At 70.8% G+C, this 11,713-nt stretch carries 13 protein-coding genes; 5 read left to right on the top strand and 8 right to left on the bottom strand.

Translation table 11 applies throughout. The features are described from left to right. Nucleotides 1-10 precede the first annotated feature (10 nt). Entirely contained in the window at nt 11-652 is a 642-nt protein-coding gene (locus OG870_RS18150; RefSeq protein ID WP_266515280.1) for an IclR family transcriptional regulator, read from the top strand. Between the two features lie 158 nt (nt 653-810). On the opposite strand, the gene OG870_RS18145 is transcribed toward OG870_RS18150, so the two are convergent. Next, nucleotides 811-2,349: a PucR family transcriptional regulator gene (locus OG870_RS18145; RefSeq protein ID WP_266515277.1), complete on the bottom strand. Its 1,539-nt coding sequence runs from the start codon at nt 2,347-2,349 to the stop codon at nt 811-813. A 173-nt stretch (nt 2,350-2,522) separates the two neighbouring features. Here OG870_RS18145 and OG870_RS18140 point away from each other — a divergent pair, with 173 nt between their 5' ends. The 3 genes from OG870_RS18140 to OG870_RS18130 are packed head-to-tail and all read left to right on the top strand — an operon-like array spanning nt 2,523 to nt 5,239. Beyond that, nucleotides 2,523-3,299: a chorismate synthase gene (locus OG870_RS18140; RefSeq protein ID WP_327691144.1), complete on the top strand. Its 777-nt coding sequence runs from the start codon at nt 2,523-2,525 to the stop codon at nt 3,297-3,299. After that, nucleotides 3,296-4,405 (top strand): o-succinylbenzoate synthase, encoded by a 1,110-nt coding sequence (menC, locus tag OG870_RS18135; RefSeq protein WP_266584173.1) that lies wholly within the window; start codon nt 3,296-3,298, stop codon nt 4,403-4,405. The genes OG870_RS18140 and menC overlap by 4 nt, the downstream gene beginning before the upstream one ends. Nucleotides 4,406-4,447: 42 nt before the next feature. Continuing rightward, a complete protein-coding gene (locus tag OG870_RS18130; protein ID WP_266515268.1) occupies nt 4,448-5,239 on the top strand; it encodes a S16 family serine protease in 792 nt (263 codons plus the stop codon). Here OG870_RS18130 and OG870_RS18125 read toward each other — a convergent pair. The 7 genes from OG870_RS18125 to OG870_RS18095 form a co-directional block, all read right to left on the bottom strand. Then, nucleotides 5,236-5,418 (bottom strand): hypothetical protein, encoded by a 183-nt coding sequence (locus OG870_RS18125; protein ID WP_266584175.1) that lies wholly within the window; start codon nt 5,416-5,418, stop codon nt 5,236-5,238. The genes OG870_RS18130 and OG870_RS18125 overlap by 4 nt on opposite strands. Before the next feature lie 13 nt (nt 5,419-5,431). Continuing rightward, a complete protein-coding gene (locus OG870_RS18120; RefSeq protein WP_266584177.1) occupies nt 5,432-6,022 on the bottom strand; it encodes an ArsR/SmtB family transcription factor in 591 nt (196 codons plus the stop codon). A gap of 89 nt (nt 6,023-6,111) precedes the next feature. Next, nucleotides 6,112-7,071: a glycine betaine ABC transporter substrate-binding protein gene (locus OG870_RS18115; RefSeq protein WP_327691143.1), complete on the bottom strand. Its 960-nt coding sequence runs from the start codon at nt 7,069-7,071 to the stop codon at nt 6,112-6,114. Continuing rightward, entirely contained in the window at nt 7,068-7,862 is a 795-nt protein-coding gene (locus OG870_RS18110) for an ABC transporter permease (protein ID WP_266520305.1), read from the bottom strand. Before OG870_RS18110 ends, OG870_RS18115 begins: the two co-directional genes overlap by 4 nt. Nucleotides 7,863-7,915: 53 nt before the next feature. Beyond that, the gene (locus OG870_RS18105) at nt 7,916-9,202 is read right to left on the bottom strand and encodes a betaine/proline/choline family ABC transporter ATP-binding protein (RefSeq protein ID WP_405624464.1); all 1,287 of its coding nucleotides are present in this window, start codon (nt 9,200-9,202) and stop codon (nt 7,916-7,918) included. Continuing rightward, the gene (locus tag OG870_RS18100) at nt 9,195-9,842 is read right to left on the bottom strand and encodes an ABC transporter permease (RefSeq protein ID WP_266515256.1); all 648 of its coding nucleotides are present in this window, start codon (nt 9,840-9,842) and stop codon (nt 9,195-9,197) included. Before OG870_RS18100 ends, OG870_RS18105 begins: the two co-directional genes overlap by 8 nt. Nucleotides 9,843-9,928: 86 nt before the next feature. Further along, nucleotides 9,929-10,423 carry an Lrp/AsnC family transcriptional regulator gene (locus tag OG870_RS18095; protein ID WP_266515254.1) on the bottom strand — a complete coding sequence of 165 codons (495 nt, stop codon included), beginning with the start codon at nt 10,421-10,423 and terminating at the stop codon, nt 9,929-9,931. Between the two features lie 128 nt (nt 10,424-10,551). Between OG870_RS18095 and hppD the strand changes: the two genes are divergently transcribed. After that, nucleotides 10,552-11,697: a 4-hydroxyphenylpyruvate dioxygenase gene (hppD, locus tag OG870_RS18090; RefSeq protein WP_266515251.1), complete on the top strand. Its 1,146-nt coding sequence runs from the start codon at nt 10,552-10,554 to the stop codon at nt 11,695-11,697. The last annotated feature ends 16 nt before the right edge of the window (nt 11,698-11,713 follow it).

Raw genomic sequence — 11,713 nt, 5'->3', positions numbered from 1 at the left:
AGTGGGCGTCGTGACCGCGGAGACCTCTCAGACGCTCGACCGGGGACTGCGAGTCCTCAAGCTGCTGGCCGATACGGACCACGGGCTGACCGTCACCGAGCTTTCCAACCGACTGGGCGTGAACCGGACCGTGGTGTACCGGTTGCTCGCCACACTCGAACAACATGCGCTCGTGCGCCGGGACTTGGGCGGCCGTGCCCGGGTCGGGCTCGGAGTGCTGCGACTGGGCCGCCAGGTGCATCCGCTGGTGCGGGAGGCCGCGTTGCCGGCGCTCCGGTCGCTGGCCGAGGACATAGGCGCGACCGCGCATCTCACCCTCGTGGACGGGGCGGACGCGTTGGCCGTGGCCGTCGTCGAGCCGACCTGGACGGACTATCACGTGGCGTACCGGGCCGGGTTCCGGCACCCGCTGGACCGGGGTGCCGCGGGCAGGGCGATCCTCGCCGCACGGGCGAGGCCGGTTGCGGAGCCCGGATACACCTTGACCCACGGGGAGCTGGAGGCCGGGGCGAGTGGAGCCGCGGCGCCGCTTCTCGGGGTCACGGGCGTCGAAGGCAGCGTCGGAGTCGTGATGCTGGCCGACGCGGTGCCCGAGCGGGTGGGTCCGCGCGTGGTCGACGCGGCACGGGAGGTGGCCGAGGCCCTGCGGTAGCGCTCCGCTGGGTTGGGGGGACGGGGCGTACGGTGCGGGTGTGTGGCTGGGGGGTTGGGCGGCTGCGGGTCGGCTGTGGCTGGTCGCGCAGTTCCCCGCGCCCCTATGGGGCGCAGCGCAGTTCCCCGCGCTCCTATGGGGTGCGGTTCCCCGCGCTCCTATGGGGTGCGGTTGGCCAGGGTTTTCAGTTGTAGCCACAGCATCAGGCGTTCGTCGGGGTCGGCCAGGTTGATTCCGGTGTGCTGTTGCACCTGCTTCAGGCGGTAGCGGCAGGTGTTCGCGTGCACGGCGAGGAGCTTTGCCGCACCGCCCATGTCGCAGCCCGCGTCGAACCAACTGACCAGGGTGCGCGCGTAGTCGGTGCCGTGCGCCTCGTCGTACGCCAGCACCCGCCGCCACGCCCCCGCGCTCAACTCCCGCCGCTCACCCAGCACTTCCGCGAGCCGCAGCAGCGTCACCCGTGGCCGCACCTCGTCCACCGTCGCCACCGGCAGCTCCGGCCCGAGCACCCGCAGCACCAACTCAGCGTCCTCCCGCGACCCCACGACCTCCGCCGGCCCCGCCACCACCTCGCCCAGCGCGGCCCGCACCGGCACCCGCAACGCCTGCCCCGCCCGCGCCACGATGTCCTCGGCCAGCCGCTTGTGGCGCGCCCCGGGCGCCGGCAGGACCGCGTACACCACCCCGTCGAGCAGCACACACGCAGGTCGCCCGTAACGCGCCTCGCACTGCAGCCGTACGACGTCCAGCAGGCGCAGACCGGTCTGCTCGGCGTCGGGCAGGCTCGCCGCGTCGAGCACGAACGCGGCCACCCGCACCGGCCCCTCAAGGCCCAGGCGCTGAGCGGCCGTCGCGGCGTCGGCGGTGCCGTCGAGCAGACGGCGCAGCAGATCGCTGTTCTGGTGGCGGGCCAGCTCCTGCGCCGCGCGGGCCCGCAGCAGGAGCAGCGCCGCCGTGGACGCGCCCTGCACGAGGGTCTCCTCGGCGTCCGGCGCGAGCGCCCCGCCGTCGACCACCCAGACCGAGCCGAGCGTCTCGCCGCCGGCCCGCACGGCGAGGGCCAGGCGCGGCAGGTCGCCCTCGCGCAGCGCGGGCAGCCGTACGGGCCCCGGCGCCGCGAACAGCAGCCGGTACTGCTCGGTGTTGGCCGGACTGACCGGCACCTGGAGGCCGAGGATGCCCTGCCGCCGGTCCTCGTCGACCGGCTGGCCGGGGACGGTGGAGTAGGCGAGGATCCGCTGGCGCGGGTCCTCCACGGCCGTCGCCCCACCGGTCGCCGCCGCGACGGCGTCCGCGAGCGCGAACAGGTCGCCGAGGCCCCCGGCCGACGGCGCGGGCCGGGCACCGATGGCCGAGGACAGCAGCAGGTGCACGTGATGCCAGGCCGCCTCCTCGTCGACCGACAGCAGCGCCACGCCTCGCGCCTCGGCCTCGCCGACCGGCCCGTCCGGGCCGCGCACCACGACCCCGGTCATCGCGGCCTCCGCGGCCAGCCGGACCAGCGGTCCGGTGTCCGCCGCCCGCACCCCGACGGCCAGCAGCAGCGCGCCCGGCGCGTGCGGCAGCGAGGCCTGGGCGTCGTAGAGCAACACCTCGGTCACCGGCGCGGCGAGCCCGGCGGGCGCGGTGTGCAGGCGCAGGTGCAGCGAGGGGCCGCCGACGACGTCCAGGAGGTCGCCGAGGGTGCAGACGTCCATGGGCTCCTCGATACGGGACGGAAGAAGATGCGGGACGGAAGAAGATGAGGAACGGAAGAAAGGGAGAAAGCCGGGCGGCCTATTGGCCTATTGGCCGATTCCGAAACGAACGTACGCGGGTCTTGTCCGCTCGCACAATGTGGGGGCACCCGTCCGCCGACGAGACTCCACCCATGACTCTCGACCGCCCGCCCGGAGTGAGCATCCGCACCGTGGAAGATGTCGCCGGCCTCGCGGCTGTCGCCGACTACTTCAGCCACGTCTGGCAGACCCCCCGCGCCGCCCCGCCCTACCCGGCCGAGGTGCTGCACAGCCTGGTCCACGCGGGCGGCGCCGTGCACGCCGCGTACGACGGGACGCGCCTCGCGGGAGCGGCGGTCGCCGTGTGCGGGCCGGGGCAGGACACGTACTCCCTGGTCGCCGCCGCCGACCGGGGCCTCGGGTACGCCGTGAAGCAGGTGCAGCGGGCCTGGGCCGTGGAGCGTGGCGCCCGCATCATGCGCTGGACCTTCGACCCGCTGGTCGGTCGCAACGCCCGCTTCAACCTGGCCAAACTGGGCGCCGCCGGCACCGAGTACCTCGTCGACTTCTACGGCCCCATGGCGGACGGCGTGAACGGCGGCGACGAGAGTGACCGGCTGACGGCGACCTGGGACCTGACGGCGCCGGCACCCTCGTACGAGACCGGCGACCGCGAGGCCGCGCCCGCCACGCACAAGGGGCCCGACGGCGATGTCCTGGCCCGCCGCGATCTCGCCGACCGGCACGTCTGGTGCCGGGTGCCGGAGGACGTCGTGGGGCTGCGCGCCGCCGATCCCGCCCTCGCCCTGCGCTGGCGGTACGCCGTCCGCGAGGTGTTCACGGAGGCCTTCGCGCAGGGGTTCACGGCCACCGGGATGACGCGGGACGGCTGGTACACCCTCGCCCGCACACCGGAGGCAGCCCTGTGAAGCTCGAACGCGCCGAGATCGTCCATGTCGCGATCCCCCTGGTCACCCCCTTCCGCACCTCCTTCGGCACGATGACGACGAAGGACACCTTTCTCCTGCACGTCGTCACGGACGAGGCCGAGGGCTGGTCGGAGTTCGCCGCCGACCCCGAACCGCTGTACTGCTCCGAGTTCGTGGCCGGCGCGGAACTGGTACTGCGCGACTTCCTGCTGCCACGCGTGGCCGCCCTCCCCGAGCCGACCGCCGCCGCGGTGGCCCCCGCCGTGGCGAGGATCAAGGGCCACGAACTGGCGAAGGCGGCCCTGGAGACGGCCGTCCTGGACGCGGAGCTGCGTTCGTACGGCATGTCCCTCGCCACCTACCTGGGGGCGGTGCGCGACCGGGTCCCCGCAGGCGTGTCGGTCGGCATCAAGGGCTCGGTGCCCGCTCTCCTGGACGACGTCGAGCGCTATCTCGCCGAGGGCTACGTCCGCATCAAGCTGAAGATCGAGCCGGGCTGGGACATCGAGCCCGTACGGGCGGTACGCGAAAGCTTCGGGGACGCCCTGCCCCTCCAGGTCGACGCCAACACGGCGTACAGCCTCGCGGACGCCGAGCACCTGCGCCGCCTCGACGACTTCGGGCTGCTGCTGATCGAGGAGCCGCTGGAGGAGAACAACCTGCACGCGCACGCACGGCTCCAGAAGCGCATCGCCACCCCCGTCTGCCTCGACGAATCCCTCCACAGCGCTCGGGACACCGCCTCCGCCATCGCGATGGAGGCGTGCCGGGTCGTCAATGTGAAGCCCGCGCGCGTGGGCGGCTACCTGGAGGCCCGCCGCATCCACGACGTGGCGCACGCGCACGGGGTGCCGGTGTGGTGCGGCGGCATGCTGGAGACCGGAATCGGCCGCGCCCCCAACCTCGCCCTGGCCGCCCTCCCCGGCTTCACCCTCCCCGGAGACACCTCGGCCTCCTCGCGCTACTTCGCCGAGGACATCACCGAGCCCTTCGTCCTGCGGGACGGCCACCTGCCCGTCCCGACCACCCCGGGAATCGGCATCGAACCGCTGCCGGACGCGCTGCGGCGGTTCACCAGGGAGCGGCGAGACTTGACTGTGAGCTGACCGGCACCTGGCCGGAAGTCACCGCCACGTTAGATTGATCCCGTGCTCTCTCGTCTCACACGCCCCCAGGCCCTCGCCGTATGCGCCCTGCCCGTCGTGGCGCTGGTCGCCACCGCGGCCTTCGCGCCGCTGCCGTTCTCGCTGGCGCAGCCCGGGATGACGGCGAACGTGCTCGGGGACAACCAGGGCACCGCCGTGATCACGATCTCGGGGGCGAAGACCCGGCAGACGAGCGGTCAGCTGCGGATGACGACGATCGAGGCGACGAACCCGGACACGCATGTGGCACTGGGCGACGTACTCAGTGCCTGGTTCGCCACCGACCGGGCCGTGATGCCGCGCGACTCGGTCTATCCGAGCGGTGAGTCCACCAAGGAGATCGAGCAGCACAACAGCGCGCAGATGAAGGAGTCGCAGGACGCGGCGGCCCAGGCCGCGCTGGACTACCTGCACCTCAGCGACAAGAAGGTCAAGGTCACACTGAAGCTCGCCGACGTCGGCGGCCCCAGCGCCGGCCTGCTGTTCACCCTCGGCATCATCGACAAGCTGGACGGCAACGGCAGCGGCGGGGACCTCACCGGCGGCCGCACCATCGCCGGTACGGGCACGATCGACGACGACGGCACGGTGGGTGCTGTGGGCGGCGTGGCGCTGAAGACGCAAGCCGCGCGCCGGGACGGCGCCACCGTCTTCCTGGTGCCGAAGGCCGAGTGCTCCGACGCCAAGTCCGAGCTGCCGAAGGGGCTGCGGCTGATTCCGGTGACCACGCTGAAGGGTGCGGTGAACTCGCTGGTGGCGCTGGAGTCGGGGAAGAGTTCCGTACCGAGCTGTTAGGCGATCGCCGGCCTGGGAGCGGCGGCGAGCCGCAGACCGACCTCCACCAGCGTCCAGCCGAGGCGGGTGCGCAGGTCGCGGGGGCGCTTGGCGACGGCGGCGAGGCGGTGCCCGGCGGCTTCGGCGCGGAGTTCCGCGGCGCGGGTGTGGTGCAGGGCGAGGTGGGTCTCGGGGTGCATCGGAGGGAGCCTCTCAATCCGTGGGCAGGAGGAAGGTGCGGGCCTGCACACGGACCGTCTCCGCCTGCGGGTCGTTCTCGGTGGCGGGCAGGTCGCGGTAGCTGCCGACGAGGGCGTGCATCTTCTCGACGAGTTCGCGCGTGAGGTCGGGCGTCAGGCGGAGCGTCCAACTGCTCATGTCCCACCGGCTGTTCCACTCCTCGGACCAGTCCTGGCGGGTGCCGAGCCAGGTCGACAGCTCCCGGCCCTGCGTGGTGGCGACCTCGTGGAGGTACGTCTCGGCGGCGCCTCGTACGGCAGGGCTGGTATCGGTGAGGAGGCTCTCGTCGAAATCGAGCGCCTGGACGGCGGCCCGCCACCACCGCTCCCGCCCCTTGCCCCGCTCCGGGTCGTCCTCCACGAAGCCGTGTGCCGCGAGCTGGCGCAGGTGGTAGCTGGTGGCCCCGCTCGACTCGCCCAGCCTTTCGGCGAGTTGGGACGCCGTGGCGGGTCCGCTGAAGCGCAGGGAGTCGAGCAGCTGCATACGCAGGGGGTGGGCCAGTCCGCGCAGCGAACGGGCGTCGAGGTGGCGGACGTGACGGTCTTGGCGTGCTGGCTCGGGCATGCGTACAAAGGTATCGTTGCAAAGAATCCTTTGCAACGTTTTCTTTGTAAGTCTTGGCCCGTCCCCCCTCGTCCCCCCGTCCCCCGGGCCTACTTGACCAGCCCCTCCCGCTTCATCCAGTCCAGCGCCACCTGATGCGGATCCTCCCCCTCCACGTCGACCTTCGCGTTCAGCGTCTGTGCCACCGTGTTGTTGAGCTTCCTCGTCACCGGGGCGAGGACCCCGGCGATCGCCGGCCACTTCTTCAGGGCCTTGGTGTTGATCTCCGGTGCCGCGTTGTAGTTGGGGAAGAACTTCTTGTCGTCCTTCATCGCCACCAGGTTCATCGACCTGATGCGCCCGTCGGTGGTGAACACCTCGCCGTAGGTGCAACTCCCCTTCTTCACCTGGGTGTAGACGATCCCGGTGTCCATCTGGGTGACGTTCTTCGCGGGCACGCTCATCCCGTACGCCTTCTCCACGCCCGGCAGTCCGTCCGCGCGGTTGGCGAACTCGCTCTCCACGCACAGGGTCACGGCGCCGGGGCCCTTCTTCGACAGCGCGGCCACGTCGGACAGCGTCTTCGTGCCGTACTTCCTGAAGTTGGCCTGGTTCATGGCGAGGGCGTAGGTGTTGTTGAGCTTCGAGGGCGGCAGCCAGGTCAGGCCGTTCTTGAGGTCCGCGTCGCGCACCGCCCGCCACTGTTTCTCCGGGTCGGGGATCGGCTTGCTGTTGCCCAGGTAGGTGATCCAGGCGGTGCCCGTGTACTCGTACATGCCGTCCGCGTCGCCGCTCTTGACCGCCTCGCGGGCGCCGATCGAGCCCTGGATGCCGGTGCGGTCGAGGACGTCGGCACCGGCCGCCTGGAAGGCGATGCCCATCATCGCGCCGAGGATGAGCTGCTCGGTGAACTCCTTCGAGGTGACGGTCAGATGGGCGCCCTTGAGGGGCTCGCCCTTCCCGACAGAGCCGGGCTGCACGTCGTCGACCATGGGGGAGCCGCTCTGCAGACCGCAGCCGGACCCGGCCACCAGGACGAAGGCCAGCAGCAGACCCGGACGCCGTCTCATGTCCCCGCCTCCAACCCGCGCGGTCTGAGCAGGAGTTCGGCGAGGGAGGCCAGCCAGTCGACGAGCAGGGCCAGTACGACGGTGAGGATCGAGCCCAGCATCAGCACCGGCATCCGCTGGGTGGTGATGCCGGTCTGGATCAGCACACCGAGGCCGCCACCCCCGCCGAAGGTCGCCAGGGTCGCCGTGCCGACGTTCAGGACCAGCGCCGTGCGGACGCCCGCGAGGATCAGCGGGACGGCCAGCGGGAGTTCGACCCTGGACAGCACTCCCAGCGGGGACATGCCGATCCCGCGGGCCGCCTCCAGCAGCGTCGGGTCGTTGGCCTTCAGACCGGCGATGGTGTTCGACAGCACCGGCAGGACGGCGTAGATCGTGATGCCGATCAGGGCGGCCTTCATCCCCGTGCCGAGCCAGATCACCAGCAGCGCGAGGAGGCCGATCGCCGGGGTCGCCTGGCCCATGTTGGCGAGGGCCATCGCCACCGGGGTGCCTTTCCGGAACGCCTTGCGGGTGAGCAGGATGCCCAGTGGGATCGCGATGATCAGTACGAAGAAGGTGGAGATCGCGGTCAGTTCGATCTGCTGCCACAGGGCCTTGGAGACCTGTCCGTTCGAGAGGGCGTTCTCGGAGATCGGGTCGAGGTCGGCCTGCCGGAACCACAGCCAGGTCGCGAGCAGGACGGCGACGAGCACGGCGGGCAGTACCGTCAGCTTCTGCCAGGTCAGGCGCGGCCTCGGGGGACCCGGCGGGGGCGGCGGGGCGGTGTCCTCCGCCAGGCCCGGCTCCAGGCCCTCCTCCAGGCCCTCCTCCAGCTCCTCCTGTTCCTCCAGCTCGGGGGCGGTCACGCCTTCGTCCCTCCTCCGGGACCCTCCTGCTCGGCGTGCGTCCGGGCGGCCCGCAGCTCCTCCAGTTCGTGCTGGTGCTCCATCGCTTCGAGCCGGTCGGCCTCCAGCAGCTCGTGCACGGAGTTGATGAGGATCTCCATGTCGACGACACCCTCGTACTCGCCGCGCCGCCCGGTGACCGCGACCCGGCCCGCGTTGTCGGTCAGCACGGCCTCCAGCGCGTCCCGCAGCGTCGCGTCCCTGGTCACCGTGCCGTGCACCAGCGTGCCTGCCCGGGCGAGGGAGCCGCGGGCGCGCATGAGGTCGCCGCGCCTGAGCCACTTGTAGGGCCGTCTGCGCTTGTCGAGCAGCAGGATCTCGTTCGTGCCGCTGCCCCGGAGCCGGTTGAAGATCTCCTGGAGCGGGTCGTCGAGGCTGACGGTCGGATAGTCGGTGATCTCGACGTCCCGTACGCGGGTGAGGTTCAGCCGCTTCAGGGCGGCCCCCGCGCCCACGAACCCGGACACGAAGTCGTCGGCCGGGTTGCTGAGGATCGCCTCCGGGGTGTCGAACTGCGCGATGTGCGAGCGTTCGCGCAGGACGGCGATGCGGTCGCCGAGCTTGATCGCCTCGTCGAAGTCGTGCGTGACGAACACGATCGTCTTATGCAGTTCGCGCTGCAGCCTGATCAGCTCGTCCTGGAGGTGGTCGCGGGTGATCGGGTCGACCGCGCCGAACGGCTCGTCCATCAGCAGGACCGGCGGGTCGGCGGCCAACGCCCTTGCCACGCCCACGCGTTGCTGCTGACCGCCGGACAGCTGGCGCGGATAGCGGTCGCGGAACTCGCCCGGGTCGAGCCCGACGAGGTCGAGCAGTTCCTCGACGCGCGCCGAGACGCGGGCCTTCGGCCAGCCGATCATCTTCGGTACGAGGGCGATGTTCTGCGCGACCGTCATGTGCGGGAAGAGGCCGGCGGACTGGATCGCGTACCCGACCTTGCGGCGCAGCTTCACCGGGTCCATGTCGGTGACGTCCTCGCCGCCGATGCGGATGCGGCCGCCGGTCGGTTCGATCAGCCGGTTGATCATCTTCAGCGTCGTGGACTTCCCGCAGCCGGACGGGCCGACGAAGATGACGAGTTCGCCCGCCTTGATCTCCATGCTGACGTTGTCGACGGCGGGGGTGGGACTGCCGGGATAGAGCTTGGAGAGGTTGTCCAACTCGATGGTCGCGCCGGTGGCCGCGCCGGTGGTCGGGGCAGTGGTCGCCCCGGTCGTCGCCCCGGTGGTGGAAGCCTCAGGCACGGATCCCCCTCGGAATGGTCAGCCGTCCGATCAGGACGTACGCGGCGTCGAACAGCAGCGCCAGCACGATGATCCCCAGCGTGCCCGCGAGGACCTGGTTGAGAGCGTTCTTGCTGCCCAGCGAGCCGATGCCGCGGAAGATCTCATTGCCGAGGCCGGGCCCAGAGGCGTAGGCGGCGATCGCGGCGATGCCCATCAGCATCTGGGTCGAGACGCGGATCCCGGTCAGGATCGGCGGCCAGGCCAGCGGCAGTTCGATCCGCAGCAGCCGCATCAGCCGGGACATGCCGATGCCCGTCGCAGCGTCGACCAGCGAGGGGTCGACCCCGCGCAGCCCGACGATCGAGTTCCGCACGATCGGCAGCAGCCCGTACAGCGTCAGCGCGATCACCGTGGGCGGCACGCCCAGGCCCACGATCGGGATGAGCAGACCGATCATGGCGAGCGAGGGAACGGTCAGGATGGTCGAGGTCGTCGTGGTCGCGAGGCTTCCGCCCCACTCGCTGCCGTAGGTGGCGACCCCGATCAGTACGCCGACCACGGTCGCCACGACCATGCACTGGAACACGACGCTCGCGTGCTGGTAGGCGTCCGTGAGCAGCTGCTGGTGGCGGCTGCTCAGGTAGTCCCAGAAGTTCACCCGCGCTCACCCCCGGGGCCGGCCGCCCTCCCGCGCGGTGCTGCCGCACGCATCAGGCTCCGCTCACCCACGCTCATGAGGCACCGTCACTCTCCTCCGGCCCGATCCGCCGGACTGGCCCTGGCCGCCTGCTCCACCAGCGGGATGATCCGCAGCGGAACGGGGTTCTCCATCACGATCGCGGTGGCGGCCCGGACAATGCCATCAAAACCGACAACCCGGTCGATGACCCGCTGGAGATCGGCGTTGGAACGGGCCACCAGCCGGCACAGCATGTCTCCGCTGCCGGTGGTGGTGTGCAGCTCCAGCACCTCGGGGACGGTCGCCAAGTGCGCCCGTACGTCGGGTCCTTGGCCCTGCCGGATCTGGAGGGTGGCGAAGGCGGTGACGGGGTATCCGAGGGCGGCCGGGTCCACCTGTGGGCCGAATCCGCGGATGACGCCATTCGACTGAAGCCGGTCCAGCCGCGCCTGCACCGTCCCGCGGGCCACCCCGAGCCGCCGGGACATCTCCAGCACCCCGATCCGCGGCTCCCGTGCCAGCAGCACGATGATCCGGCCGTCCAGCTGGTCGATCGCCACATCAGCCTCCTCAGTGGGGTGGTCATCCTGTACAGAAAGCCCGGATGCACGGCCTCATGACTGCACAGATTGCACAGCGAAAACCCAAACTATTGCGCACCTTGCGGTACAGGACCAGGCTGGCCGCTATGACGCAGACCACACACCACACTCCCGACACCGCTCGGCAGGCCGACCCCTTCCCGGTCAAGGGAATGGACGCGGTCGTCTTCGCCGTGGGCAACGCCAAGCAGGCGGCGCACTACTACTCCACCGCCTTCGGCATGCAGTTGGTCGCCTACTCCGGACCGGAGAACGGCAGCCGCGAGACCGCGAGCTACGTCCTGGAGAACGGCTCGGCCCGTTTCGTCCTCACCTCCGTCATCAAGCCCGCCACCACCTGGGGCCACTTCCTGGCCCGGCACGTGGCCGAGCACGGCGACGGCGTCGTCGACCTCGCCATCGAGGTCCCGGACGCCCGTGCCGCGTACGCCTACGCGATCGAGCACGGCGCCCGCTCGGTCGCCGAGCCGTACGAGCTGAAGGACGAGCACGGCACGGTCGTCCTCGCCGCGATCGCCACCTACGGCGAGACGCGCCACACCCTCGTCGACCGCTCCGGCTACGACGGCCCCTACCTCCCCGGCTTCGCCGCCGCCGAGCCGATCGTCGAGCCGCCCGCCCACCGCACCTTCCAGGCCGTGGACCACTGCGTCGGCAATGTCGAGCTCGGCCGGATGAACGAGTGGGTCGGCTTCTACAACAAGGTCATGGGCTTCACGAACATGAAGGAGTTCGTGGGCGACGACATCGCGACCGAGTACAGCGCCCTGATGTCGAAGGTCGTGGCCGACGGCACGCTCAAGGTCAAGTTCCCGATCAACGAGCCCGCCATCGCCAAGAAGAAGTCCCAGATCGACGAGTACCTGGAGTTCTACGGCGGAGCGGGCGTCCAGCACATCGCGCTCAACACGGGCGACATCGTCGAGACGGTACGGACGATGCGCGCGGCCGGCGTGCAGTTCCTGAACACCCCGGACTCGTACTACGACACGCTCGGCGAGTGGGTCGGCGACACGCGCGTGCCGGTGGAGACCCTGCGCGAGCTGAAGATCCTCGCCGACCGCGACGAGGACGGCTACCTCCTGCAGATCTTCACCAAGCCGGTCCAGGACCGCCCGACCGTCTTCTTCGAGATCATCGAGCGGCACGGCTCGATGGGCTTCGGCAAGGGCAACTTCAAGGCCCTGTTCGAGGCGATCGAGCGGGAACAGGAGAAGCGCGGAAACCTGTGAGGCCGACACCGACCTG

The organism is Streptomyces sp. NBC_00461, assembly GCF_036013935.1.
Taxonomy (GTDB): Bacteria; Actinomycetota; Actinomycetes; order Streptomycetales; family Streptomycetaceae; genus Streptomyces.
This window is presented reverse-complemented; position numbering and strand designations above follow the sequence as displayed.

What these genes read in the sequence shown, in the direction of transcription:
- OG870_RS18115 (WP_327691143.1), bottom strand. Translation starts at nt 7,071, where the DNA reads ATGAGACGGCGTCCGGGTCTGCTGCTGGCCTTCGTCCTGGTGGCCGGG.
- hppD (WP_266515251.1), top strand. Translation starts at nt 10,552, where the DNA reads ATGACGCAGACCACACACCACACTCCCGACACCGCTCGGCAGGCCGAC.
- OG870_RS18120 (WP_266584177.1), bottom strand. Translation starts at nt 6,022, where the DNA reads ATGCCCGAGCCAGCACGCCAAGACCGTCACGTCCGCCACCTCGACGCC.
- OG870_RS18140 (WP_327691144.1), top strand. Translation starts at nt 2,523, where the DNA reads ATGACTCTCGACCGCCCGCCCGGAGTGAGCATCCGCACCGTGGAAGAT.
- OG870_RS18145 (WP_266515277.1), bottom strand. Translation starts at nt 2,349, where the DNA reads ATGGACGTCTGCACCCTCGGCGACCTCCTGGACGTCGTCGGCGGCCCC.
- OG870_RS18125 (WP_266584175.1), bottom strand. Translation starts at nt 5,418, where the DNA reads ATGCACCCCGAGACCCACCTCGCCCTGCACCACACCCGCGCCGCGGAA.